This is a genomic window from Sodalis sp. RH14, from assembly GCF_047324285.1.
Classification (GTDB): domain Bacteria; phylum Pseudomonadota; class Gammaproteobacteria; order Enterobacterales; family Enterobacteriaceae; genus Acerihabitans.
Genome location: NZ_CP178739.1, coordinates 3,732,043 through 3,758,214, shown reverse-complemented (window position 1 = coordinate 3,758,214; position 26,172 = coordinate 3,732,043). Strand labels below are relative to the sequence as shown.

The following is a 26,172-nucleotide window of genomic DNA, read 5'->3' as shown; positions in this document are numbered from 1 at the left end:
AAATGATTAATAAACGTAAAATAGCAATAATTCATGATTGGTTAGTAAATCCTGGTGGGGGAGAAAAAGTTTTAGAAAAAATAATAAGTATATATCCACATGCAGATTTATTCAGTTTGGTAGATTTTTTAGATGATAAAAACCGCGCATTAATTAGTAATAAAATCGTCAAAACATCTTTTATTCAGAGACTACCCTTTGCTAAGAGTAAATATAGAAGTTACTTACCTTTAATGCCATTAGCGATTGAGCAATTTGATATGAATGGATATGACCTTGTAATAAGTAGCAGTCATGCTGTTGCTAAAGGTATTATTACAGGTCCTAACCAATTACATATTTGCTATTGTCATACTCCAATACGCTATGCGTGGGACATGCAAGGACAATATCTAAAAGAAAGTAAGCTTGAAAAAGGATTGAAAAGCTGCCTTGCTAGATGGATATTACATAGAATCCGATTGTGGGATTACCGTACTGCTGCTGGGGTAGATTATTTTATTGCAAACTCAAAATATATCGCCAGACGAATTCATAAAGTTTATAACAAAAAAGCTGATGTTATATATCCCAATGTTGCAGTTAATGATTTTGAAAGCATCAATGAAAAAGAAAATTATTATTTCACAGCATCACGAATGGTTCCGTATAAAAAAATTGATTTAATTGTCAGAGCGTTTAACAAAATGCCGGATAAAGCGCTAGTGGTTATTGGTGAAGGGCCACAGTACGAAATGGTAAAAAAAGTTGCGGCTAAAAATATTACATTGCTAGGTTATCAAGATTTTGAAATTTTGAAAGAAAAAATGTCTCATGCTAAAGCATTTGTATTTGCTGCAGAGGAAGACTTTGGGATTATCCCTGTAGAAGCGCAAGCATGCGGAACGCCAGTTATTGCCTTTGGTAGAGGTGGGGCGCTAGAAACGGTAATCCCGGTTGGCCGTGAAGATCCTACGGGGATTTTTTTTGATGAACAAACAGAAGATTCGATTATAGATGCCGTTAACCGCTTTGAAATAGTAAGGCCAGAGATAACGTCTGAAGCATGCAGAAAAAATGCTAATAGATTTTCTGATGAAAGATTTATAAATGAATTTAAAGATTTTGTAGAAGATAAATGGGCGCAATTTGAAAATATGAAATTTACTTAAATTTAATTGTAAAACCATGACAATCCTTGCCTTCATAAGTTTAAATAGCTTATAACACAAAGAGATATAAAATGTCTGCAAAATATATAAGCCTAAAAACATATGGCTCCAAAGCGTTTTTGGCTGCGTCTGATTTCATATTTTTTAATCTTTCTGCTTATATAGCCATATGGATAATTCATCAGTTTTTTAAAAAAGATAATTTCCTTGAAGCATTTGAAGTTAAAACGTTTACCTCAATCCATTTACTCCTCTCAGTAGTTTGTGTTGGGTGGTTCTGGGTGCGCTTAAGACATTATACCTACCGAAAACCATTCTGGTTTGAGTTAAAAGAAATCTTTCGGACTTTGCTTATTTTTTCAGTTATCAGCCTAGCATTAGTTGGATTTGCAAAAGAAGAATTATCAAGATATATATGGTTGGTTGCATGGCTATTGGTAATGGTACTCGTCCCCTTAGGCAGATCTCTGGTTAAACGAGTTTTAAATATATTCGGTTGGTGGCTTAAACAAACTATTATTATTGGTAACGGAAAAAACGCTTATGAGGCATATCAAGCTTTGCAAAGCGAGGAAGTATTAGGCTTTAGGGTAGAGGGGTTTTATAGTATTGATGATAGCAAATCCTCGCCTGTGGATACTATCCCTCTTATTAAATCAGAAGAAGCATTATGGAATGCCACTGACCCCGCTAACACTCAATTCATCGTTGCCTTAGAATATGAGCAAAATTTAGTGAGGGATTATTGGCTTAAATTTTTAGCAAAAAATAACTGCCGTTCTGTATCTGTTATACCCACATTACGTGGAGTGCCGCTTTATGGCACAGATATGTCATTTATTTTTAGTCATGAGGTCATGATATTGCGAGTCAGCAATAACTTGGCCAAAAGGACATCGAGATTCATAAAAAGGGCCTTTGATATTTTTGGTTGTGTCCTAATACTTCTTTTTTTAGCACCAATACTATTAATAATAATGAAGATGGTGGCAAAAGATAAAGGGCCAATATTTTATGGACACGAGCGTGTAGGTATGAATGGCGCCAAATTTAAATGCTATAAATTTCGATCTATGGTCGTTAATTCAAAAGAAGTTTTAGAAAAACTTCTGGCGTCAGATATCAATGTCAGAACTGAATGGGAACGAGATTTTAAATTAAAAAATGATCCGCGTGTAACCAAAATAGGTGCTTTCCTGAGAAAAACTAGCTTGGATGAACTACCACAACTCTGGAATGTTTTAGAAGGTAATATGAGTCTTGTAGGGCCTAGGCCAGTAATTGAAGAGGAGCTGGAACGTTATGCAGGAGATGTTGACTATTATCTTATGGCTAAACCTGGAATGACTGGACTTTGGCAAGTCAGCGGGCGCAGTGATGTAGATTATGAAACGCGTGTCTATTTTGATGCATGGTATGTCAAAAACTGGTCATTATGGAATGACATTGCCATATTATTTAAGACTGTAAAAATAGTGCTCAAAAAAGACGGGGCTTATTAGATGTTTTAAGGAAGTATCTAACACAAATAAGAGATATATTATGCCTATAAAAAAATGGTTATCAATTAGTCTTTTTGCATCACTGATGTGCACTACAATACTCAGTCATTCTGCGGAATTATTCCTTAGAGATGCATCTGGCGTAAATTATATCCCGCCAGATGGACAGGCGAAAAAAATGGGCATCGGATGGGTCAGAATGGATTTATCCTGGTCTAATATTGAAAAAGAAAAAGGAACATATAACTGGGCTAAGTTTGATACATTTGTGACTCAGGCTAATAAGCAAGGTTTACAAGTTTTGCCGGTCCTTGCATATACGCCTGCTTGGACACAAAGCATTTCAAGAAAAATATCCTCTCCTCCAAATGATTATGATGCATGGTTGAAATTTGTTGATGCTGCAGTTACCAGATATTCTAACCCTTCATATGGAATTAAATTTTTTCAAATTTGGAATGAACCAACAATTAAAGCCAGCTATTGGTTAGGCTCAACAAATGATTTTATTGATAAAATTTATATCCCGGCTGCCAAAATTATACGCGGAAAAAATGCCAAAGTCGTTTTCGGTGGATGGCCATTATCAAATCCGATCCATGAATTCAAAAATGCCTTAAATCACAACGATGCATGGAAATATACTGATATTATAGATTTTCATTATGGCACAGATAAAGAATTTCAGTATTTATATGATAATTTTATTCAGAATAAAAAAGTTTATGGAATTTGGCAAACAGAATTTGGCTTTAGAACGACTCCTCTCTTTCTGTCAAAAAATTATATTCGTATGTTGGATTGGGCTCTCAAACATGACATGTCTGATAATCGATATAAGGTTTTTTGGTATCCAGCATGGGCAACAGGGAAAGATGGGGGAAAAGCTTTATTCACTGTTAACTCTAATAAACAAAATGTTTTGACTAGTCATGGTCAGGAGTTAACTGCGCTATATCAGGTTTTTGGAGATAATAAAATAAAATTATCAGAAAATTATCCGGTTGATAATTTATCACGAAGTAATTCTGGCCATAACAAAGCATCGCTTTTTGCTTTTAGTGTGGGGGAGAATAAACAAATTATAATACCTTTTATAAATGATAATACTGTAAATGATAAAAAATTCTCATTCAAAATGCCATATAAAGGCGCAATAAATTCTCTCACTGTAATGACAGCTTTAGGCGACAAATTGGACTCTTCGTTCAAATTGACAGGAACCGAATTGGTAGTGAATGTTGCTAACTATAATCCGCAACAAATTTGTCAGGTTTGCACGAAAGATAAGCCTGTTTTTATCATTATAAATTGAACGCCGACATTATTTTGCTTCAATGATCTATAACAACTAAATTTAGCTGATGATTATCCGTATACTATTTGTATCGTAAAAATATAAAATGACGATTTAAAGGTTTCTTAGGGGTAGTATAATAAGCCGTCTTTGACTATGTGCATAATTCATCACCCTAAGTTTGTAATGATGTTTTAAAATGCATATTCCTGCAAACTTGTATGCTAAAAGTAATATAAATGGGATTTTTTATGGATTTCAGAATTGCTTTTTATCCAAAAGCTAAAGGTGTAAATGACTATACAAAAAACTTTAGCAACATTCTTTCCTCGATAGGAAAAGTTTACGAATACGACACTAAATTCGAGATTTTCTCATTTCTAAATTTCAATCGCAATCGTTATAACTTAACCATAGTTAACTGGCTTGAATCAGATTTAATTGACATGGAAGGTAAAGTAACTGTCAAAAACATATGCAAAACATTTATTAAATTATTACTTATTAATATTAGATCAGAAAAAGTATTTTATGTCAAACATAACTTTTATCCGCATGAAATTAATGTAACTAATATTGAAAAAGCAAAAAAATGGATGCATATTTTAGTAAAGTATTGCGACTACGGGATAGTTCATTCTCCAATCGCTGCAGATGCGTATTATAAATATGTTCCGCATCCACTATATTCTAAGCCACTTGTTTCTGTTGCCTCACCCCATATGCAGACAAATACATTCATTGCTTTTGGAAGGATTGTACCTTATAAAAGACTTGAACGATTAATTGAAATCTTTCCATTAGGAAAAAAACTTTTAGTAGCTGGTGGCTACGAAGATACGCGTTACATTGATGAATTAAAGGAAATAAGTCCTTCTAATGTTACTGTTATGGCTGGTTTTATCAATGACGATGATGCACGTAAGTTAATTGCTTCCACTGAAGGTGTAATAATTTCTCATTCTGATCCAGATATGATAGTAAGCGGAAGTTTTTTTTATGCTTTATCAATGGGTGCTAGAGTGATTTCTGTTCAGACACCATTTTTAAAATGGGCTGAATCGGTTCTTGGTAAGAATGTAGTTGTATGTTTTGAATCAGTAACCGACATGTGTGAAGGTCTTTCGAAAATTCCAAATTTTATTCCTTATGATGAAGAGACCGTAAATAATATAATGAATCTTTTTGGCGATGATGTAATTAAAGAAAAATTAATTTCTTTTATAGATAAAAAGTAACGTTTCAATTTAGTATTACACACTAGTAACGATATTTTGAAAACTTGTTCCGAGTTTTTTCTTTTGTAAAATAAATATTTCAGCATTGATAATTCAATTATCTTATTGTTGGGGATTCTGGTTGAGATTGCGATGCCAAATTGCGCTTGTATCTTATCTAAAGTTAGTCATTTGGCATATTTTTTAGAATCATCTGGTATGAGAGAGTTAATCTTGAATAATAAAACCATAAAGATTGCTGCAATATGGGCAGCTATAGAAGCGCTATCCACCTCTCTATTGAGCATTCTTTCAATTGTCTTCTTGGCAAGGATTTTGCGGCCAGAAGATTATGGCCAAATAGCCACTGCGCAAATAATTGCATTCATTTTACAGCTGCTTTTAGGACTTGGCTTGACTGAAGCAGTTATTCAAAAGAAAGATATATCTAATTCACATATAGCATCTGCACTCAAAGGAAGTTTATTTTTAGCATTAATTACGTTTGTACTTTCTATTATTGTCGCAGTCTTTTTTTACTACTATTCTCATGAGAAAACGATTGCGCTAATATTGCCCTTCGAGGGGCTTGGCGCAGCTCTTAATATTGCCAGTACTGTTCCAACAGCATTGCTATTAAGAAATTTAGAAATGAGCGCTTTCACAAAACGAACAATTCTTTCGAGAATCCTTTTTTTTGCAGTCGCTATACCTTTAGCTCTGCATAATTATGGGGTTTGGAGTATTACATTTGCAAATTTATTCCAAGTGTCATTAGCGACAATTCTTATTTTTATTGCTGGGAAAAAATATATTCCAGCATTAACTAAATACTCTCATAAAGATTTTGTTGAGCTAATTAAGTTTGGGTTTTATGTGATGGTTGAAAACCTTTTGTGGATAGTCCTTTCTAGAGTATTTAGTCTTTTGATATTTACGTTTCATGGTACGTATGCGCTTGGATTATTTAACATGGCTTCACGTTTAACTGATGCTATCTTGAATATACTCAATACTGTTATAAGTCGGCTCGCATTACCAGTATTCTCTTCTGTTCAGCATGATTCCGAATTACTAAAAAAATCGTTTTGCAAGGTAACGGAAATTTTTAATTTGGTGTCCATGCCTGCGTTTGTTGGCGCTGCGTTTACTTGTTCTTATTGGACTCCATTAGTACTTGGTGAAAAATGGAACCCGGCAATACCTATAATACAAATAATATGTGTAATGAATGCAATCATGTTTAGCAGAAAATTTGTTGGTACGGCAATGAAAGCGGTAGGTGAATCTAAACGATTTATGTACCTTTCGGTAATTTCAGCTTCGACCACCCTAATTGCTGCCTTCGTTACTAAAGATCAAACGCTTCTTCTAACTCTTTTGGCTTGGTCTATTCTCCGAGTGATTGTTACCGTACCTGTCGGTGTTGGATTAATGAAACGGATCTTGAATATAAATATTAATGAACAATTCCGCCCAATATTTATACCTTCTGTTTCCACAATTTTAATGTCTTGTGTTATCTATTTGTCGATGAACTTTTTCAATAAACTTTTATTGCAGCCGATATATTCAGTTGTGTTCATGGTCATTGTTGGGACATTTGTATATTCAGTGTCAGCTTTATTTTTTATAAAGCGGAGATATGGTGGTATCCGTTCCTTTTTTTAACTTTCAAAGGGATAATTAATTGTATTAATTCCCAATTGTCAGAATAAGCAGTATTCTGTTTTTGTTTGATTGAATTGCTTTCAAAAATATATAAAATTATAAAATGCATTCTATCTTAATTGAAATATTATTAGTTAGCGCTTTAATTTTTTTTACGCATCTGAAATATAATAGAGGAATTTATTATCAAGATGGTCTGAAAGTATAATGGAAATATCTACTTGAGTAAGATGCACACTGATGCCTTAGAAGAAAGAATAAAATTTATAACTTAATTTTTTAGTTACATTGCACATTATCATTATGGAGAAAAGAAATGGCCCCGCAATCAAACCTGGATTTGATTAATAAACTCAAAAATATGACACATGATTGTCTAAGTAAATATATATCAAAAGAAGAACCGCTTGCAATTTTGGATTTCCCTGATATCAAAAACTGTGGCGATTCGGCAATTTGGCTGGGTGAGATGGCTTATCTCAAAGATAGATTTAATAAACGGCCTGATTATATTTCGCGCATGAAAGATTTTTCAAGAAGATCGCTTGAAAAATCGGTTCCTACTGGGCCCATATTCATTCATGGTGGTGGAAATTTCGGAGATATTTGGGAATCCCATCAGGATTTTCGAGAAAAAATATTGGAATTGTTGCCTAAAAGAAAAATTATTCAATTCCCGCAGTCCATACATTACAAATCTAGCGCAAGGATGGCTGAGACGGCAAAAATCATTAAAAAGCACGGAAATTTTGTACTTCTAGTTCGTGATGTCGAGTCGTTCGAATTTGCAAAAAATAATTTTGAATGTGAAGTGCACCTTTGTCCTGATATGGCTTTTTGTATAGGGGCAATTAAACCTGCCGCTCCTGAGTACCCGGTACTAGCAATGCTAAGGGAAGATAAAGAAAAAGTTGCTAATGTTGATACTTCTATACTTACTAATATACCTGTAGAAGATTGGATCACTGAGTCTGCGTCAAGTGTGCGTAATTCAAAAATTGAAGGTGCGATTACTGCTTTAAAAGGTCTAAAATTTAATGAATTAAGACTTAATACATTAGATGCCGCTGCTCATAATCGTTTTCAACGTGGAATTAGGCAAATATCGCGTGGTCAAGCTATTGTAACAGATCGACTGCATGTCCATATTTGCTCGTTGCTTATTGGTAGACCCCATGCCGTATTAGACAATAGCTATGGAAAAATTCAGCGCTTTATGTCTGCTTTTTCAGGCGGTACAGAATTATCTTATAAAGCAGAATCACTCAGTGATGGTGTCAATTGGGCACGCAAACAAGCAAAATCTTTCTCATGATTATTTCGTCAGTTTCATAAATTCAATTTATTTAGCAGAGCAAAATTATATGACTTTGGTAACATTTATAATCCCAGTTCGTCATCAAGATAATGCCCGAGACTGGCGGAGACTTATGGAGAATCTCTCACAAACCATACGCTCTATTTCTAATCAGAACCACCCGGATTGGCGGGGGATAATAGTTGCTAATGACGGAGCTAATCTTCCTCAACTCCCCGACAAGTTTGAAGTGGTTCGTGTATCGTTTCCTCCTAATGTTATGCATGAAAAAGCTGGAGGAGATAAAAATGATTTTTTAGATGCGTTTCGAGTTGATAAAGGGCGGAGAGTTCTTAAAGGCATGCTTCATGCGCGCGATAGCCGTTTTTTTATGATCGTTGACGATGATGATTTTGTGAGCTCCCATATAGTAGATCATGTCGCGAAACATCAAGATTCAAATGGGTGGACGATAGATAAAGGTTACGTCTGGGATGATGGTGGAAAATTTTTATATGAGCATAATGATTTTAACCACCTATGCGGTACATCTTTAATCATACGTTCTGACCATTATGGGTTGCCTGAAAGCTACGATGCAGCGTCAATTGAGTGGATTAAAACAATGTTGGGTAGCCATATTAGGATACGTGAGATTTTGAAAGATCGCCAAACCCCACTTTCTTCGCTTCCTTTTCGTGGCGCAGTTTATCGTGTTGCCCATGCAGGATCACATAGTATGACACCTAGTCTGCTCCACAAATATTTTCTAAACCGATCAGTACTTTTCCATCCATTTAGTTTGTTGAAAAATATTCTTAAGCTTAGATTCATTAGCGAGACCGCGAAACGCGATTTTTTTGGAAAAAAGTAATATTATAATTCTAAAATAATTATAAAAAATGTAAATATGATCTTTATTGACTCGTTTCTCTTAAAGGATCTTTTATTGAATGAGTTTTTGATTTAGTTGCATTTATAGTAACTATTCTAAGGTAATTATTAAATGGATTAAGGTTTTTTGTGCCAATTTATCACGGTTAAAATAATCATTGTCGATCGTTCTTCATTAAATTTTTAATATCAATCGGTTTTGTTTTTACATTAAATGTGTTTTATTTTTTTTGATAGCATACATTCTATTTTTATGATTAATTTTTTTTCCCGAAGTGGAATTTTTGCTCTATATTACAATGTGTCGATAAGGTAATTAATGAAAATGTTTAAATTCAATTTCCATAGTAAAAATGATATTAAAAATAAAGTTTTTTGGTGGGAACCAGTAGATGGCCAGCAAAATGCTGGGGATCATTTGGCAAAAATAATTGTTCAACAAATGTTGATTCTCAAAGATAAGGAAATGATTGATAAAGTATCGGCCAAAAATAAACTTTTGTCGATTGGTTCCGTTATGCATTTTGCGCAAGATAATGATTGTATATGGGGAACGGGAATTAATGGGAAAATTCCCGCTAAAAATATTAAATTTTCGACATTAGATGTGCGTTCGGTACGAGGGCCATTAACTAGAAATTTTCTTATGTCTCGTGGGATACCGGTGCCAGAAGTTTATGGTGATCCAGGGCTTCTTTTACCACTATTTTTTAATAGAGAATTACTTGTTGATGAGACCAAGCGAAAAGACCTTTTGATTATTCCGCATATGAATGAGGATTTCAGTCGTTACTCTGCTTATAAAGATAATCTCTGTTCTCCGAGACAGGGTGCAATCAGTTTTACTACTGAAATTGTAAATAGTGGTTTTGTCATCTCAAGTTCGTTGCATGGTATTATCATAGCTGAAGCTTACGGAATTCCTGCAATATTTCTGAATTCTAACAGTGGTGAGTCAATATTCAAGTATAATGATTATTATAATGGCACATATCGCGAGGCGTATCCTATCGCTAAAACTATTGAAGAAGCATTCAAGTTGAATCCTTTACCTACCTTTGATTTTAGTAATATACAAAAGGGATTAATTAATTCTTTTCCATATGACTTGTGGTGAGCAAATTAGTTAAAAAATGGTAATTATTTTTTTTCAAGTAAAAATAATAGCGGCTTTTTAACTTGCTTCTTCAAGTTATGATAATCTTAAAAAATATTAAATTATAATGTTAGTAATTTAGCCAGCCATTTAGATTTTCATTTTTTTATACTATTCATCAAAAATAAGCTTTTGTCTTTTTTCGCTAAAAAACCAATATTTGTTATGAATGTTTTTAATTCGCTTTTGACCATCTCTTGGATTCAGCAACATCTTCTTAGTGTGCTCTAAAGATGTTTATCTATCAATCGATTATAAGGAAAGTTAATGTTACTTCCTGTTATCATGGCTGGCGGTACCGGTAGTCGCCTTTGGCCAATGTCACGTGAGCTTTATCCTAAACAATTTCTAAAGCTGCATGGTAAACTTTCAATGCTCCAGGAGACGTTGACGCGATTGGAAGGGATGGATACTAGAGAACCGCTAGTAATTTGTAATGAAGAACATCGCTTTTTGGTTGCTGAACAGTTACGGCAGATTGATCACCTTGCAGGTAACATCATTTTAGAGCCAGTGGGCCGTAATACGGCACCAGCAATTGCACTAGCAGCTTTAAGCGCAACATCAAAAGGAGAGAATCCCTTATTGCTAGTGCTGGCGGCGGATCACGTAATTGAAGATATCGGCGCCTTTCATCAAGCGATAAATCTTGCGATTCCTTATGCGTTGGCAGGGAGTTTGGTCACTTTTGGTATAGTACCTACCGGGCCAGAAACAGGATATGGATATATTCAGCGCGGAGACTCAGTTAATAATGATGACCCGAATGCATATAAAGTTCATCGGTTTGTTGAAAAGCCTGATCTTACGACGGCACTTGAATATTTGGCTTGCGGTGAGTATTACTGGAATAGCGGAATGTTTCTATTCAGTGCAAAACAGTATTTGAGTGAGTTAGGTAAATACCGCCCCGATATTTTAGCTGCTTGTGAAAAAGCGATTGAAACACCCGAGCCCGATGTTGAACAAGATTTTATCAGGGTTAAGAAAGATGCTTTCTTAGCTTGTCCTGATGATTCGATCGATTATGCAGTAATGGAGAAAACGTCAGAGGCGATCGTGGTCCCGCTTAACGCTGGCTGGAGCGATGTCGGTTCCTGGTCCGCCTTATGGGAAGTGAACGAGAAGGATATCAATAGCAACGCCCTAACAGGTGATGTTTTTTTACATGACACAAATAATTGTTATATCAATACCGATGAAAAGTTGGTCGCAGCTATCGGTGTGGATAATTTAGTGATTGTTAATACTAAGGATGCTGTCTTAGTTGTTGATAAATCGAAAGTGCAGGATGTAAAAAAAATTGTTGAATATTTAAAAAGCAGCGCCAGAAGTGAATATAGGCGCCACCGGGAATCCTACAGGCCGTGGGGCCGTAGTGATATTGTAGTTAACGAAGCGCGATTCAATGTAAATCGTATTAGCGTCAAACCCGGCGGTATGTTTTCTCTACAGATGCATCATCATCGCGCAGAACACTGGGTAGTGTTGTCGGGTACAGCACGTATTACTCTCGATGAAAAAACTTATCTGATTACTGAAAATCAGTCTACCTTTATTCCAGTAGGTGCTATCCATATGCTTGAGAACCCCGGAAAGATTCCTTTGGAGCTCTTAGAAATACAATCAGGATCTTATCTTGGTGAAGACGACATTATACGAATAAAAGATCATTATAGTCTTTGATAAAAATTTGAGGGGATTTATGACAACACTTTCTTGTTTTAAAGCTTACGATATCCGCGGAAAACTCGGTGATGAACTCAACGAAGATATTGCCTACCGTATTGGCCGGGCCTATGGTGAATTTCTTAAACCTAAAACGATGGTAGTGGGCGGTGATGTGCGCCTGACCAGCGAGTCGTTAAAATTGGCATTGGCCAATGGCCTGCGAGATGCGGGTACAGATGTGTTGGATATCGGTGTCAGCGGCACAGAGGAAATCTATTTTGCCACTTTTCATTTAGGCGTCGATGGTGGCATAGAAGTTACCGCCAGCCACAATCCCCTTAACTATAACGGTATGAAACTGGTGCGGGAAAACTCGCGTCCCATCAGTGGTGATACCGGCCTGCGCGATATCCAACGTTTGGCGGAAGAAAATTCCTTTGCATCAGTCGAACCGGATACGCGTGGTAGCTACCGCCAAATATCCATCCTTGAGGCCTACATCGATCACCTGATGGGGTATATCGACCTGGCCAGTTTCACCCGCCCAATGACGTTAGCCATCAATTCGGGCAATGGTGCTGCGGGGCATGTGGTTGATGCTATTGAACAGCGTTTCAAGAGTGCCGGCGCGCCGGTTGATTTCATTAAGATTCATCACCAGCCTGACGGTAACTTTCCCAATGGTATACCTAACCCATTGCTGCCGGAATGTCGCCAGGATACTACTGATGGCGTTAAAAAAGCTGGCGCGGATATAGGCATCGCCTTTGATGGTGATTTTGACCGGTGTTTCCTCTTTGATGAACAAGGTAACTTTATAGAAGGCTATTATATTGTGGGCCTCTTGGCTGCCGCCTTCCTGGAAAAACACCCTGGTAGCAAAATCATCCACGATCCTCGCCTGAGCTGGAACACCATGGATATCGTGTCAAAGGCGGGTGGTACGCCTGTTATGTCTAAAACCGGGCACGCTTTTATTAAAGAGCGTATGCGTAAGGAAGACGCTATCTACGGTGGGGAAATGAGCGCTCATCATTACTTCCGCGATTTTGCCTACTGTGACAGCGGTATGATCCCCTGGCTGCTGGTTGCGGAACTACTGAATATCAAAAATAAAACCCTTGGCGAACTCGTCAACGATCGCATGTCGGCCTATCCGGCATCGGGTGAAATCAATAGTTCTATCAAAGATCCTAAAACGGCTATCCAACGCGTATTGGACGCCTATTCAAAAGAGGCGCTTAATGTCGACCATACGGACGGTATCAGCGTGGAGTTTGCGGACTGGCGCTTTAATCTGCGCAGTTCCAATACCGAGCCCGTGGTACGGTTGAATGTCGAGAGCAGGGGCAACCCAGGCCTTATGCGCGAAAAAACCGCAGCACTGCTCGATATTCTGAGAAGCGAGTAATCAGATCCTGGCAGCAGGTGCTATGATTGTTACTAACTTCAACGAGTGACGTCTCTTCTTATTCTGGGTAATTATTGAATGAAAACATTAAAAGCTGTTATCCCCGTTGCCGGTCTGGGTATGCATATGCTACCGGCAACTAAGGCCATTCCTAAAGAGATGCTGCCCATCGTCGACAAACCGATGATCCAGTACCTGGTGGAAGAGTGCGCGGCGGCAGGCATCAAAGAAATCGTCTTAGTCACGCATGCCTCAAAAAACGCCATTGAAAACCATTTCGATACCTCTTATGAATTGGAAGCATTACTCGAAGCGCGGGTAAAAAATACCTTGTTAGCCGAAGTACAGGCGATCTGCCCCAAAGGCCTGACCATCATGAACGTGCGCCAGGGGGAACCTCTGGGGTTGGGTCATGCCATCCTGTCTGCAAAGCCAATGTTGGGCGACTCGCCGTTTGTGGTTGTATTGCCGGATATCCTGCTGGATGACTCGACTTATAATAACCGTACTGAAAACCTGGCCTCAATGGTTAAACGCTTCCATGAAAACGGCCATAGCCAGGTGTTGGTTCAGTCCATACCGCGCGAACATCTGCCCGAGTATTCCGTTATCAGTTGCAATGAGGATGTCTCTGAACCGGGCGACCATGCGCTTATTCAGTCCTTCATTGAAAAGCCTCAAGACCTGAGCACGATAGATTCGGATTTGGCGGCGGTGGGGCGCTATGTGCTATCAGCGGATATCTGGCCATTGCTGGAAAAAACCGAGCCGGGCGCCTGGGGCCGCATCCAGTTGACTGATGCTATCGCCTCCCTGGTGAATCATCAGCCGGTAGATGCGCTTTACCTGACCGGTAAAAGCTTTAACTGTGGCAGAAAACTGGGCTATATGCAGGCGTTTGTTACCTATGGCCTGCGTAACGAGAAATGGGGCAAAGATTTCCGCGAGAAGATCAAAAGCCTGCTGTAGAATTTAGTGTTTAGCTGCACTTAAAGTTATCCAAGGAGATTGTATGGCGATTCTTGTCACGGGGGGAGCCGGCTACATCGGCTCCCACACGGTATTGTCGTTACTCGAGCGTGGGGACGACGTGGTGGTGCTGGATAATCTCTGCAACGCCTCCGAGATATCTCTGGATCGTGTGTCAGAACTGGCAGATAAAGATATTATTTTCTACCAGGGGGACGTGCGCGATCCTGATTGCCTGCAGCGCATATTCGATGATCACGACATTAGCGCGGTGATCCACTTTGCAGGTCTCAAGGCGGTAGGGGAATCATCTCGCATGCCGCTGGAGTATTATCAGAATAACGTCTCCGGTACGCTAGTATTGTTGGAAGAGATGCGACGTGCAGGCGTGCATAATTTTATCTTTAGTTCGTCCGCCACTGTTTACGGTGAAAATGCGCCGGTGCCTTATATCGAAACTACTCCGATCGGAGGCACTACCAGTCCATATGGTACCTCAAAAGTGATGGTGGAACAGGTACTAGCAGATTTTGCCAAGGCTGAACCGCAGTTTTCCATCATTGCTTTGCGCTATTTTAACCCGGTGGGCGCCCACGAGTCTGGGCGAATTGGTGAGGATCCAAACGGCATACCCAATAATTTGTTGCCCTTTATCGCCCAGGTTGCGGTAGGGCGCCTGGAAAAGCTCAAGATTTTTGGCAATGACTATCCCACCGAAGACGGCACCTGTGTACGTGACTATATCCATGTTATGGATTTGGCCGACGGGCACCTAAAGGCATTGGATCATCTGGCAGAGATTAAAGGTTATAAAGCTTATAATCTTGGCGGAGGGGTGGGGTCATCAGTGCTGCAGATGGTGCATGCCTTTGAGAAGGCCGCAGGCAAGACCATACCTTATGATATCGTGCCTAGGCGCGATGGGGATTTGGCGGCATTCTGGGCTGATGCATCGTTGGCTAAAAACGAGCTTGGCTGGTCGGTTGCTAGAGATCTAGATTGCATGATGCGAGATACCTGGAACTGGCAGGAAAAAAATCCTAACGGGTATAAACTCTGACTAAAATACGCCAAAACCATTGAGGCCTGTTTTTTTTGGCAGGCTTCAATTCCAATATTACTTTTTCTAAAATTCGTCGCCAAGAGAAAATATCGTTGAATATTATAATGAACGTATATGATAAAAATAATTTATATTAATGTTTTACTGTTTAAGTATTTTAATGAGTTCCATCCATTCACTATTTTTCTAAAATAAGCATTCCCCTTTTTGTGATTTTGTTGACTATTTCTAGTAAAATCAACCACAGTATTATAAATAAATGGTATCGGCATACAAATATTTATCTTCCTAAATGCTTTTCTTTCAAATAACTTCATGATAAATATCAGTATTTTTGTGTTTTGCTTATAGGGATATCTTTATAAAAGCTAGGAAATTCGAACAAAAACATGAAGTGATATTTTTTTGATATTTTATAAATAATTATTGGAATGACAATGCCTGCAAGCAACCCTAAGAGTAAATGAATATGGTAATTTGTTAGTGAAGTTAATTTTGTTAGCATAACTCTCGTTCCACTACCAGCAATAATATGGAGTAAATATATAGGCATGCTAAGCTCACCTATTAGAAGTAATGTTTTGCTCTCAAGAATTTCAGATAAGGATAATGAAATACTAATACAAGTGAAAATTCCAGCTAATGCTAAAATCAATGATGCTAATACGTCTCGTTCTAAATTTATATGGTTTATGTTATGAAAATAGTAACATAAAGCAAGGAATGCCAGCAAAGAAGTAAAAGCAACAACGAAGTTGATTTTAATTTTGGAAATGTTTTCCCGATAATCTACTGCTACGATACCAAGGTAGAAGAAAAAAAGATTATTTGTGACGTAATTTAAATGATAATTGTTTGTGAGGTTGTTTTTTACTAAGTATAAACACAATGATAGTAATAATATAAATAAATCCACTCTTTTATTATTTGAGATAGATCTGAGTAACAGTGATACCATAAATACCATAAATAAAGCATAAAGAAACCAAAATTGGGCTCTTGGTTGAAAAAGATTAATTACATCCGAAATATCTGTTTTTGTATTTGTATAATGCGAAAGTAAAACTTCAATACCACCTTGTAATAAAGACCAAATAATATATGGGTACAATAGTACTTTGGCCTTATTAGCAACAAAACTGGACGGTCCACTTCTTTCGAATGATTTACTGAAAAAAAGTGCAGCTAAAAAGAAAAACAGCGGCATGTGGAATGAATAAATATAATTGTCAATCATTTTGCTTATATGCGTATTTGTATCAATTCTCGCGTTCATTAATCCTCTGTTTACATGGCCAATGACAACTAAGGTTATTCCTAAAGCCTTAGCATAATCGACCCAAATCTTCCGATTTTTCATTTGTAAGGATTCCGTCAAGAAATAGTTATACGCGAATCTTATACCCCCTGATTTATACGGTAAATAGTGATTTATATAATTAAGAATAATCTTATGTTTTTTGGCGTCAATATGTGATTTTTTTGCGACTCTTATTGTTAAGTAAAATTGATGACGATTCCAGACTAACTACTTAGAAGCTTTGGTTTTATTATCCTCTCAGTTTTTAGTAACATCTCCAATGAGGATTTCTGGCTAGCTTTTGCTGTGTGTAAATATCTGGTGGCATACCATATTTCTGTACGAGTAAGTAGTGTGGCCGTTCTTCATAATATTCTGTGCGCATGATTACGTTTAAAAATCAAACTTATGATATCGTCCGAAACAGATATAAATTGATTTTTTTTGCTTGCAGAATTTTATTAAATTGCTCGATAAACCCATCTCGCATTGGTCTGTCAGGCTGGGTAAAATCAAGCATAGCACTGTGATGCTCGGCCCATTCAGCTATGGTAACGGCGGTGAATTCTGGGACATCGTCACTTAGAATAAAGGCCAGATAACTTCTCTCACTGCTAAGTTGGTCCAACATTATACGTACGACACGTTGAGCCGGAATATTTGCATCATTTTCGATTGTCTGTGCCTCCCAATTTGAATCATCGACTACATTAAATCGACGGAACCTTCTCCCATTTATCAAGGCATTACGCATAAAATCAATTGGCCAGCAGTGGTTCATTTCTTGTCTTGTGTAATGACCAAATGTTGGAGATGCCTGTTAGGTAATCGTATTCTTTCCTTACGCCTGCGCCTAAGATTCAGCTTTAATAATCGGTATATCCGGTAAACTCTTTTAGACTTGCCAAGTCGACCTAAGTTCTTTTGTACAATATTAATCTTAATGAGATAAAATATACTCAGCAAATAAAGTTAAATAATTATGATAAATATGTGATTCGTGCGCTAAGAATTACACCACACCAGATAGTAAAGCTTTTCTTTTGGTCAACATGCGCATCAATGGTATTTCTATTTTTCGATAAAATATAGTGCCAGTTAAAAGAGCCGCCAACACTAGTAAGATTCCAACAATATCATGACTGATTCCAACAGTCGTTGTAAGTATTGGAAATAAAGGTTTGAATAAGTAATGAATTAAATATATACTATAAGAGGCATTACCTAATGTTATTAGAAATTTATTCATACCCATATCTATTTTACTTGTGTCAGATTTTATGAACATAAAGACAATTATAGATGCTGGTATTCCAAAAGTAAAAAATCTCCCAATCCCTGCCCCGGATAATAATGTCATTGATATGATTAGGGTTAATATAGCAAATATTACAGAATGTTGTATTTTGAAAACCACTCTGCTTGTTTTGTTTGCGATTATATACAAAACGCCCCCAATTATAAAATTTATGAGCAAGGAGTCCCCTAACATATAACTGAAGTTTACCCAATGTAGGCGCGCGCCTTTAAAACCAAAAATATTATCAAATGCAAATGTAAATAATATAAGAATTGAAGATATTAAGATAACGTCATTTTTTTTGCTTGATAATAAGATGGAAATTCCATATATTATATAAAAAAACATTTCATAACATAACGTCCATGCGACAGGAATTAACATTTTATAGTTAGGGTCATTTGTGAAAGAGGGTAAAAGCAAAATATTTCCAACTACCATATATAATGAAATTTCTGTACCGGATGTGATGCTTTTCAAAAAATATATTATAAGTAGAGGGATAGTTATCACCAAATAAATTGGATAGATTCGTGTGATCCTCTTTTTTATGAAATTTAAAGAATCTAATTTTTTGTTAACTATTTTTTCGCTTATAGTATGGCCCATTATAAAGCCGCTTATAATAAAAAATAAATCAACCCCTATGCCTCCAATATGGTTAAACCCAAGGGTTGACGATATTTTCCCCTCAGGCCATAAGTGATTTATTACTACTAATACTGCAGCTAACGCCCTTAAATATTGAAGACTGTCTATTTTTCTCAGCATATTCGTCTACCATAAGTTGATTGATGGTATATTATACTGCAACTTGCTACATATTTATGTTCTCTTGGTTAATCTTCTCTTGTCACTTGACAAAGTGAAGTTGATACGATTGTAGCCATAAAAAGTGAGATAAATAAACAGATAATTTACAATGTTTGACGTAAATTGACTTATTCGTTGATTTTGTTGAACAAAAATTTACATTTTCTCATCTGATCTTATGTATCTCGAAATCGAGGCGTTTTTTTTCCTCTTTATAAACAATGTGTTTCCCCATCTCAGGTAAGCATACGCATTGCAGTCAGTTAATTATCCATCAGCTTGTTGAAGATGATCTCTGAATTGGATCTCCTCCCAGAGCATCTGAAGGAAATCCTGTTCCCCCTGGGCTTTTTGTCCACGTTAAAGCCCCTTGGTAGCTGTCAAGGAAGTTGTCACCCTTAATGAGTTTCCAGGCTGCTTTTTCTAATGATTAATGTGGTTTATACGGATTCAACATCACTACATCAACACGTTGGCATTGTCGGCATTGTTTTGACCATCTTCCAGATAGGTTTTCCTGGCTATCTTATCTCCTCATATACTGCTTTTCTGTTTGCCAGCAGGATAACTTCTTGTCCCCGAGGGCTTTATTTCGGCGTCAGATAGTCGGTGGCGCTATGCCGATGCTCTTGATTATACCATCGACTAAAGCGCCCGGCCCCGAACCATTGCCTGGCTTCTTCCCTATTGGCGAAGCCGGTTGACTGTCATGAGGGGGCGCATTTTAACGTTCTGAACAGCGACCCCACATACGGCTTAACGTTATTGACTGACGGCCGACTGTGCGAATTGGTGAGCAGTTCTTCCAGTTTTGTCTTTAACGTCTGAGACTTCATAGATGCACCGCTCGCGCAATACGGTACGATGCAATAAAACTCAGGCATGTTCGCCATTTCCTGTTCATGGACTTCGGAACCAACAATTTTTCTATTAAAAATGTCGTCTATCAGGGACGAATAAAAATAACGATCATGGACTCACGGCGCTGACCACGTCACATGCCAGGTTCAGACCTGGCATTCCGCTAAGACATGTAAGGGGGGCGGCGTGCTGTTGATCACCGATGCTCGGCTACGGTCACGATTATAAATCTGAGCAGGGCGGAAAAATTGTTAATTCGCTAGCCTGAGATATTCCATTATCCGCCAGACACGGAGCGGTCCGCGCGGGTGTCGGGCTGGCATATTCCGGCTGGTTGCATACCGTCAGTATCTGCTGATCCTTTGGTCTGGTTGAATTTGTTAGCGGTTTCGGTCACGCGACGGTAATCCACTGATTTTACCTGCCTGTGCCATCGTTTCCAGAGCATAAGGCTGATACTAACTTCATGACAGGCCGGAGTCAGACGCGCACCCAGATCCATCGCTTCACATATCCCTTAGATAAATTGCATAAGTTTTCTGTCAGATGTTAGTCGTTCTCCATCTAGTCGTAGCGATTGAGCGTTTTTCGCAATACCAGCAAGGCTTCGACACCTCACAAGCTTTATCTTTTCGCTCCAACTTGCGTTTAAGTTTTTTGTTGTATTTAGAGTATTGATTTGACTGGAGTTTATTTGTGTGGCTATCGCGATCCTGTGCAATTAAAGCCAGATTGTACTGCGCGATTTGCCGCGGATAGAATCCTTTGTGACGACAGAATTCTTCTAATTCTGCTTCACTTAGCGTTGCAATTTCAACAATGACAGCGAAACGGGGCCGCTCAACTTTTATTCAGTGATTTATTGGCTTCCGGGAACCAATTTTCCCGTCCAATCTAGCGTGATTACGCAAATTATACGTGGTTGCGTAAGAAACCCCTTCTTGTTGGGCCAAAGAGGAGACTGTCATATTGTAAGGCGACAGTAATTTTGCCAATACAACGGTTTTACCTTCCGGTGAATAACGTTTCATATTAGCCTCCATCACCTTCATTCAAATTTTCAATATGGGGTGGCAATTGTTAATACAGAGAGGAAAATGCTGAATAAGTAATTTATCCAGTCACTGAATCAGAGGATGGCTCAAAGCACCGATAATTGCTATTATTGATCTTAAAAGAAAATCAACGATTTATTGATATATGAAAATTTTATATGATCAGGGATCTAATAATTTGTTTTTAATGCGAAGTCTAAATTAGAAATTTTTATATTTTGTCATTATATATAGAATTGGCTGGTGCTCTTTTGTTGGTAATGTAAACAAAATATTCCATTCCTCATGTTAGTGTTTTTATGAGAGACTTAAAATATGGCTAAAAAAAATAAATAATTCGATTCCCCCCCCAGAACATAGGAATTATTGTATCCATGTTCTCAGGAAAAATAAAGGACAAGGCTCATTATCATCGCGTGGAGTATGTTCCAATCGGTGGTACATGTACCGCTTCTCTAGCGTTCACAATAGGTGGCAATGGCTCGCGGAATACTGATTTCTGACTGGCGATCAGATAATAGTATCGGTAAAATATGGGGTTTTGGTAATAAAGTCTGCTCAATTATGTTCGGATATATATTGGCCTATCAGCCCTTTGTTATGGGAGAAAAGATATAAATACTAAAATACCCAACAGCATACATTCCAGTCAGTTGCCCTTAAACGTCTGGTCCAACTGCGCCATCAATGTCTCAAGCCGACTGACGCTGCTGGTCGTCTGCTGATTGATCGCCGCAATCAGAATGCCATACCCATCGGGAGCATTGGTGACGTGGACCACGTAGCTTTTATCATGATCGTCGGTGCTGGTGGCGATGCCGGTCCAGTTAGGCAGACTGCCTGTATGGCCGTAAGTGCCCTGATTGATAAAGCGTAAAGCTGATTCATTTGTCTTAAGATAATTAACCAGGGTATTTAAAGTTTGATTTTTGGCTTCGGCAACACTGAAATTGACCACCGCATTCTCGCTGACAAACGAGCTGGCGACGCTGCCTTTGTCGGAGGACAGGGGCCTGACCGTCCATCCCGCTAAATCGGCTTTTTTTAAAGTGACGGGGTTTTGCCATTGGGTGTCTTCCGTGGCCGCATCTGCAAACCCGGGTGTTTTGGCGGACGACGGGCCGTTGAGGGATGAGGTAAAGGTTTTGGCCCCAAGCATTATTTGGGTCATGCGCGGCAGCGGGAAAAAGGAGTATGCCGCAAGTGCTAAACAGCAGGCTGGCAGCGCCCAACTTAGCCAATGTCTGCGCTGACGTGTGCTGGGCGTAAGGGAAACATTGGACCGACCTGCTTGAGACCATGTTTTGACAGCGAGCGCCGTATTGTTTACCCGGGGCAGGGGCGGCGGAGTCGCCTTAAGCAAAGGTTTTAACTCAGGCGTGGCGTCCAACCGGGTCCAATGATTAAATCCCTCGCGCCAGACAATACTTTGCGCGCAAAGCACGTGGCGTTTTAACAGCCGTTTTAGCGTCGGTAAGGTTACCGGACCGTGCTGGATATCGTTTGCAATGTACCACCACCTGGTCATAACGATGTCCATGTAAAAAACGGTAGGGTATTTTATCACCAATCCAGACTGTTAAAAGTAAGAATCATATGGGGAATGATGTATTAAGGCTTACTTTTCAACATTTCAGAATTTCTGTATAGGTGAAGACGCAATGCATGATCGCTTTTCCGCATGCAGTTCCCTGGGAAACGCCATGGCGTAACATTAACCTGACTTCGGTGGGTATGATAATATTACGCATCCCGTTGCCGGGCTTTATGGAATGTTGCGACATGAAAATTTTAATTACCGGCGGAGCCGGTTTTATCGGTTCCGCCGTCGTACGGCAGATTATACGTCATACTCATGATCAGGTCGTTGTAGTGGACTGCCTTACCTATGCCGGCAATCTTGATTCCCTGGCACCTGTCAGCAATGACTCGCGCTATGCATTTGAACGGGTAAACATCTGCGATCGCGCGGGCCTGGACCGGGTTTTTGCGCAATATCAGCCGGATGTGGTGATGCATTTGGCGGCGGAAAGCCATGTGGATAGGTCCATTGACGGGCCAGCTGCGTTCATGCAAACCAATATTATCGGCACCTACACCCTGCTGGAGTCCGCCCGTCAGTATTGGTTGGGGTTGAGTGCCGCCCGCCAATCCGCTTTTCGCTTCCATCATATCTCTACCGATGAAGTCTACGGTGATTTGCCCGGCGGCGATGAGCCGTTTACCGAGACCACGCCTTATGCCCCCAGCAGTCCCTATTCCGCCTCCAAGGCCTCCAGCGATCATTTGGTGCGGGCGTGGCATCGCACCTATGGCCTGCCGGCTCTGATCACTAACTGTTCCAACAACTACGGTCCTTATCACTTCCCGGAAAAACTGATCCCGCTGACCATTCTTAACGCTATTGCCGGCAAGCCCCTGCCGGTCTATGGCGATGGCGCGCAAATCCGCGACTGGTTATATGTGGAGGATCACGCCCGGGCACTGTATCTTGTGGTTACTCAAGGCGTGGTGGGCGAGACGTATAATATCGGTGGGCATAATGAGCGCAGGAATATTGATGTGGTGCGTACCATCTGCCGTTTACTGGATGAGTTAATGCCCGATAAACCGGCGGGGATAGGTCATTATGAAGAGCTGATTGCTTTTGTTGCCGATCGCCCCGGCCATGATCTGCGCTACGCCATAGATGGCGCCAAAATCATGCGCGAATTGGGGTGGCGCCCGCATGAAACCTTCGAGAGCGGCATCCGCAAAACCGTTGCCTGGTATTTGCATAACCAAACCTGGTGGCAGCATGTGCTGGACGGGTCGTATCGCGGTGAACGGCTGGGATTAAGCAGATAGATAAGGAAAGGTGAGCTGATGAAAGGAATAGTGCTGGCCGGCGGTACGGGGACCCGGCTGTATCCCATTACCCGCGGCGTATCGAAGCAATTATTGCCGTTATATGATAAGCCGATGATTTATCATCCCATTTCGGTATTAATGCTGGCGGGCATCCGTGATATTTTGATTATCACCACCCCGGAGGACATGCATTCTTTTCAGCGGTTGCTGGGGGACGGTAGCCGGTTTGGTCTTAATTTTTCCTATGCCGAGCAGCCAAGCCCCGACGGGCTGGCCCAGGCCTTTATCATCGGCGAAAAGTTTATCGCCGGCGGGCGGTGCGCCATGGTGCTGGGTGATAATGTGTTTTTCGGCCAGAACTTTGTCGCCAAGCTGGAGCATGCCAAGGCGCAGGTGACCGGCGCCACGGTATTTGGTTATCATGTCGCCGATCCGGAGCGTTTTGGCGTGCTTGAGTTCGATGACCAGTACCGTGTGCTGTCGCTGGAAGAGAAACCCCTTAAGCCGAAGTCTAATTGGGCTATAACCGGGCTGTATTTTTATGATGAGCAGGTGGTGGAACTGGCTAAGCGGGTCACCCCCTCGAAACGGGGCGAATTGGAGATAACCGCGCTGAATGAGTTCTACCTGCAAAAGGGACAGTTGAATATTGAACTGCTCGGCCGTGGTTATGCCTGGCTGGATACCGGCACGCATGAAAGCCTGATCGAAGCCTCGGCGTTTATCCATACCATTGAGAAACGCCAGGGGTTTAAAGTCGCCTGCCTGGAGGAGATTGCTTTTAATAAAGGCTGGCTGGATAAGCAACAGGTACTGGAGGAGGCGCGGTTAATGAGTAAAACCGAGTATGGGCAGTATTTGATTCAGATAGTCGGCGAACGAGGGGAGTGATGATACCCGTGCCTTGTAACACGCCTGGCGGGCAAAACCAAAATCACTGTGAGCCTGAATATTTTACCTTGTTTATTGGTATTGTTATTAAGTAGTACTAATCATTATGATATTATTTATTATGAAAATATACTAACTTCCGGAGGGTGAATCCCATGGCGGCTGGTATGTCGGCACCAACTTTTGGCTTTCAATAAAGAATGACGTTGCCGCGGTTCTGTTACGGTAACTTATTGCATACTCTAGGGAAAAAAATGTTACTTCCAATTATTATGGCTGGCGGCACCGGCAGCCGTTTATGGCCAATGTCCAGAGAGCTGTATCCAAAGCAGTTCCTGACATTGCACGGTAAACAGTCAATGCTGCAAAGCACTGTGTCCCGACTGGCTGGCATCAATGCCCGCGAGCCGTTGGTTATTTGTAATGAAGAACACCGGTTTTTAGTGGCGGAGCAACTGCGCCAGATTAATCAGTTAGCGCGCAATATTATTCTTGAGCCCGTGGGCCGCAACACCGCGCCGGCGATAGCGTTGGCGGCCCTGAGCGCCGTGGCGAGCGGCGACGATCCCTTGTTACTGGTTCTGGCGGCCGACCATGTTATCGAGAATGTTCCGGCCTTTCATCAGGCGATAAAGAGCGCTATGCCCTTCGCCATCGCGGGGAAACTCGTCACTTTCGGTATTGTCCCCACCGGCCCTGAGACCGGTTACGGTTATATTCACCGGGGTGAAAAAATCGGTAGCGAAAGCGACAAGGTGTTCAACGTCCATCGTTTTGTTGAAAAACCCGATTTGGCTACCGCCGAGGAATACATTGGCACTGGCGAATATTATTGGAACAGCGGCATGTTTATGTTCCGGGCCCGGCAATATTTAGCTGAATTGGGTAAATTCCGTCCGGATATTCTGGCTGCCTGTCAAAAAGCATTTGCCGCGCCGGAACAGGATTCTGAGCAGGAATTTATCCGTGTTGATAAAGATGCTTTTTTTGCCTGCCCGGATGATTCGGTGGATTATGCGGTGATGGAAAAAACCAGTGAAGCTATCGTCGTGCCGCTGGATGCCGGCTGGAGTGATGTGGGCTCATGGTCGGCGTTGTGGGAAGTTAACGACAAGGACGAAAATAGCAATGTCCTGACCGGGGACATTTTCTTGCATAACGTTAACAACTGTTATATCAATACCGATGAAAAACTGGTCGCGGCCATAGGCGTCGAAAACCTGGTGATTGTCAATACCAAGGATGCGGTGCTGATTGTGGATAAATCGAAAGTGCAGGACGTGAAAAAAGCCGTCGATTATCTTAAAACACATGCTCGCAGTGAATATCGTCGCCACCGGGAGTCATACCATCCGTGGGGACGTAATGACAATGTGGTCAGCCAGCCGCGTTATAAGGTCAATCGTTTGACAGTCAAGCCAGGCGGCGTGTTTTCGCAGCAGATGCATCATCATCGGGCCGAGCATTGGGTGATCTTAGCGGGCACCGCCAAGGTTACCCTTGATGATAAGACTTACCTGATAACTGAAAACCAGTCGACCTTTATTCCCATCGGCGCCACGCACATGCTGGAAAACCCCGGCAAAATCCCCTTGGAATTACTGGAAATCCAGTCCGGCGCCTATTTGGGTGAGGATGATATTATTCGTATTAAAGACCTGTATGGCCGTTGCTGAAGTTTGTTTCGGTAACATTATGAGATTGCCAGGCCGTTAAGGCAAACGTCACTGCGCGATCCATTAGGGTCGCGCAGTGCGTATCTGAGACTAATCAATGTGCGGGCAAGGGCACCAAAAGCTTTTT

The 26,172-nt window shown here is 40.2% G+C and carries 19 protein-coding genes and 1 pseudogene; 15 read left to right on the top strand and 5 right to left on the bottom strand.

Annotation, left to right across the window (positions count from 1 at the left end; all coding sequences use genetic code 11):
• The first annotated feature begins 2 nt into the window (after positions 1–2).
• The 12 genes from ACL2XQ_RS17035 (at position 3) to galE (ending at position 15,296) form a co-directional block, all read left to right on the top strand.
• Complete coding sequence (locus tag ACL2XQ_RS17035; RefSeq protein ID WP_413732407.1) at positions 3–1,151, top strand: glycosyltransferase family 4 protein; 1,149 nt, start codon at positions 3–5, stop codon at positions 1,149–1,151.
• Between the two features lie 71 nt (positions 1,152–1,222).
• Positions 1,223–2,653: an undecaprenyl-phosphate galactose phosphotransferase WbaP gene (gene wbaP, locus ACL2XQ_RS17030; protein WP_413732408.1), complete on the top strand. Its 1,431-nt coding sequence runs from the start codon at positions 1,223–1,225 to the stop codon at positions 2,651–2,653.
• Positions 2,654–2,693: 40 nt separating this feature from the next.
• The gene (locus tag ACL2XQ_RS17025; RefSeq protein ID WP_413732409.1) at positions 2,694–3,968 is read left to right on the top strand and encodes a GH39 family glycosyl hydrolase; all 1,275 of its coding nucleotides are present in this window, start codon (positions 2,694–2,696) and stop codon (positions 3,966–3,968) included.
• A 233-nt stretch (positions 3,969–4,201) separates the two neighbouring features.
• Positions 4,202–5,188 (top strand): hypothetical protein, encoded by a 987-nt coding sequence (locus ACL2XQ_RS17020; RefSeq protein ID WP_413739485.1) that lies wholly within the window; start codon positions 4,202–4,204, stop codon positions 5,186–5,188.
• Between the two features lie 213 nt (positions 5,189–5,401).
• Positions 5,402–6,838, top strand: coding sequence for an oligosaccharide flippase family protein (locus tag ACL2XQ_RS17015; RefSeq protein ID WP_413739484.1), 1,437 nt, complete (start codon positions 5,402–5,404; stop codon positions 6,836–6,838).
• A 316-nt stretch (positions 6,839–7,154) separates the two neighbouring features.
• Positions 7,155–8,153, top strand: a complete 999-nt coding sequence (locus ACL2XQ_RS17010; RefSeq protein ID WP_413732413.1) for a polysaccharide pyruvyl transferase family protein — start codon at positions 7,155–7,157, stop codon at positions 8,151–8,153.
• 115 nt (positions 8,154–8,268) lie between these two features.
• The gene (locus tag ACL2XQ_RS17005) at positions 8,269–9,009 is read left to right on the top strand and encodes a hypothetical protein (protein WP_413732414.1); all 741 of its coding nucleotides are present in this window, start codon (positions 8,269–8,271) and stop codon (positions 9,007–9,009) included.
• Positions 9,010–9,348: 339 nt separating this feature from the next.
• The gene (locus ACL2XQ_RS17000) at positions 9,349–10,146 is read left to right on the top strand and encodes a polysaccharide pyruvyl transferase family protein (RefSeq protein WP_413732416.1); all 798 of its coding nucleotides are present in this window, start codon (positions 9,349–9,351) and stop codon (positions 10,144–10,146) included.
• Between the two features lie 306 nt (positions 10,147–10,452).
• Positions 10,453–11,871, top strand: a complete 1,419-nt coding sequence (locus ACL2XQ_RS16995; protein ID WP_413732418.1) for a mannose-1-phosphate guanylyltransferase/mannose-6-phosphate isomerase — start codon at positions 10,453–10,455, stop codon at positions 11,869–11,871.
• A gap of 19 nt (positions 11,872–11,890) precedes the next feature.
• Positions 11,891–13,267 (top strand): phosphomannomutase CpsG, encoded by a 1,377-nt coding sequence (gene cpsG / locus ACL2XQ_RS16990; protein ID WP_413732419.1) that lies wholly within the window; start codon positions 11,891–11,893, stop codon positions 13,265–13,267.
• 78 nt (positions 13,268–13,345) lie between these two features.
• Positions 13,346–14,236, top strand: a complete 891-nt coding sequence (locus ACL2XQ_RS16985; RefSeq protein WP_410014361.1) for a sugar phosphate nucleotidyltransferase — start codon at positions 13,346–13,348, stop codon at positions 14,234–14,236.
• Positions 14,237–14,279: 43 nt separating this feature from the next.
• The gene (galE, locus tag ACL2XQ_RS16980; RefSeq protein ID WP_413739483.1) at positions 14,280–15,296 is read left to right on the top strand and encodes a UDP-glucose 4-epimerase GalE; all 1,017 of its coding nucleotides are present in this window, start codon (positions 14,280–14,282) and stop codon (positions 15,294–15,296) included.
• 328 nt (positions 15,297–15,624) lie between these two features.
• On the opposite strand, the gene ACL2XQ_RS16975 is transcribed toward galE, so the two are convergent.
• From ACL2XQ_RS16975 to ACL2XQ_RS16955, 5 genes and pseudogenes are all read right to left on the bottom strand, one after another.
• A complete protein-coding gene (locus ACL2XQ_RS16975) occupies positions 15,625–16,659 on the bottom strand; it encodes an acyltransferase family protein (protein ID WP_413732424.1) in 1,035 nt (344 codons plus the stop codon).
• Between the two features lie 205 nt (positions 16,660–16,864).
• Positions 16,865–17,523 (bottom strand): annotated as a pseudogene (locus ACL2XQ_RS16970) (IS3 family transposase); the annotation flags it as partial.
• 88 nt (positions 17,524–17,611) lie between these two features.
• The gene (locus ACL2XQ_RS16965; protein WP_413732426.1) at positions 17,612–18,670 is read right to left on the bottom strand and encodes an acyltransferase family protein; all 1,059 of its coding nucleotides are present in this window, start codon (positions 18,668–18,670) and stop codon (positions 17,612–17,614) included.
• Positions 18,671–20,424: 1,754 nt separating this feature from the next.
• On the bottom strand, positions 20,425–20,604 hold the full coding sequence (locus ACL2XQ_RS16960) for a transposase (protein ID WP_413739482.1): 180 nt from the start codon (positions 20,602–20,604) through the stop codon (positions 20,425–20,427).
• Positions 20,605–21,277: 673 nt separating this feature from the next.
• Positions 21,278–22,156: a DUF4339 domain-containing protein gene (locus ACL2XQ_RS16955; RefSeq protein ID WP_413739481.1), complete on the bottom strand. Its 879-nt coding sequence runs from the start codon at positions 22,154–22,156 to the stop codon at positions 21,278–21,280.
• A 254-nt stretch (positions 22,157–22,410) separates the two neighbouring features.
• On the opposite strand from ACL2XQ_RS16955, the gene rfbB reads away from it, so the two are divergent.
• The 3 genes from rfbB to ACL2XQ_RS16940 all read left to right on the top strand — a co-directional run bounded on the left by rfbB (position 22,411) and on the right by ACL2XQ_RS16940 (position 26,045).
• Complete coding sequence (rfbB, locus tag ACL2XQ_RS16950; RefSeq protein ID WP_413739480.1) at positions 22,411–23,475, top strand: dTDP-glucose 4,6-dehydratase; 1,065 nt, start codon at positions 22,411–22,413, stop codon at positions 23,473–23,475.
• A gap of 18 nt (positions 23,476–23,493) precedes the next feature.
• Positions 23,494–24,369, top strand: coding sequence for a glucose-1-phosphate thymidylyltransferase RfbA (rfbA, locus tag ACL2XQ_RS16945; protein WP_413739479.1), 876 nt, complete (start codon positions 23,494–23,496; stop codon positions 24,367–24,369).
• A 254-nt stretch (positions 24,370–24,623) separates the two neighbouring features.
• Positions 24,624–26,045, top strand: coding sequence for a mannose-1-phosphate guanylyltransferase/mannose-6-phosphate isomerase (locus ACL2XQ_RS16940; RefSeq protein WP_413723242.1), 1,422 nt, complete (start codon positions 24,624–24,626; stop codon positions 26,043–26,045).
• The last annotated feature ends 127 nt before the right edge of the window (positions 26,046–26,172 follow it).

Coding starts and splice junctions, on each gene's coding strand:
- ACL2XQ_RS17020 (WP_413739485.1), top strand. CDS start 4,202: ATGGATTTCAGAATTGCTTTTTATCCAAAAGCTAAAGGTGTAAATGAC.
- ACL2XQ_RS17010 (WP_413732413.1), top strand. CDS start 7,155: ATGGCCCCGCAATCAAACCTGGATTTGATTAATAAACTCAAAAATATG.
- ACL2XQ_RS17005 (WP_413732414.1), top strand. CDS start 8,269: ATGGAGAATCTCTCACAAACCATACGCTCTATTTCTAATCAGAACCAC.
- ACL2XQ_RS16940 (WP_413723242.1), top strand. CDS start 24,624: ATGTTACTTCCAATTATTATGGCTGGCGGCACCGGCAGCCGTTTATGG.
- ACL2XQ_RS16985 (WP_410014361.1), top strand. CDS start 13,346: ATGAAAACATTAAAAGCTGTTATCCCCGTTGCCGGTCTGGGTATGCAT.
- ACL2XQ_RS16995 (WP_413732418.1), top strand. CDS start 10,453: ATGTTACTTCCTGTTATCATGGCTGGCGGTACCGGTAGTCGCCTTTGG.
- rfbB (WP_413739480.1), top strand. CDS start 22,411: ATGAAAATTTTAATTACCGGCGGAGCCGGTTTTATCGGTTCCGCCGTC.
- wbaP (WP_413732408.1), top strand. CDS start 1,223: ATGTCTGCAAAATATATAAGCCTAAAAACATATGGCTCCAAAGCGTTT.
- ACL2XQ_RS17035 (WP_413732407.1), top strand. CDS start 3: ATGATTAATAAACGTAAAATAGCAATAATTCATGATTGGTTAGTAAAT.
- ACL2XQ_RS16975 (WP_413732424.1), bottom strand. CDS start 16,659: ATGAAAAATCGGAAGATTTGGGTCGATTATGCTAAGGCTTTAGGAATA.
- cpsG (WP_413732419.1), top strand. CDS start 11,891: ATGACAACACTTTCTTGTTTTAAAGCTTACGATATCCGCGGAAAACTC.
- ACL2XQ_RS16955 (WP_413739481.1), bottom strand. CDS start 22,156: ATGACCAGGTGGTGGTACATTGCAAACGATATCCAGCACGGTCCGGTA.
- ACL2XQ_RS16965 (WP_413732426.1), bottom strand. CDS start 18,670: ATGCTGAGAAAAATAGACAGTCTTCAATATTTAAGGGCGTTAGCTGCA.
- rfbA (WP_413739479.1), top strand. CDS start 23,494: ATGAAAGGAATAGTGCTGGCCGGCGGTACGGGGACCCGGCTGTATCCC.
- ACL2XQ_RS16960 (WP_413739482.1), bottom strand. CDS start 20,604: ATGAAACGTTATTCACCGGAAGGTAAAACCGTTGTATTGGCAAAATTA.
- ACL2XQ_RS17025 (WP_413732409.1), top strand. CDS start 2,694: ATGCCTATAAAAAAATGGTTATCAATTAGTCTTTTTGCATCACTGATG.
- galE (WP_413739483.1), top strand. CDS start 14,280: ATGGCGATTCTTGTCACGGGGGGAGCCGGCTACATCGGCTCCCACACG.
- ACL2XQ_RS17000 (WP_413732416.1), top strand. CDS start 9,349: ATGAAAATGTTTAAATTCAATTTCCATAGTAAAAATGATATTAAAAAT.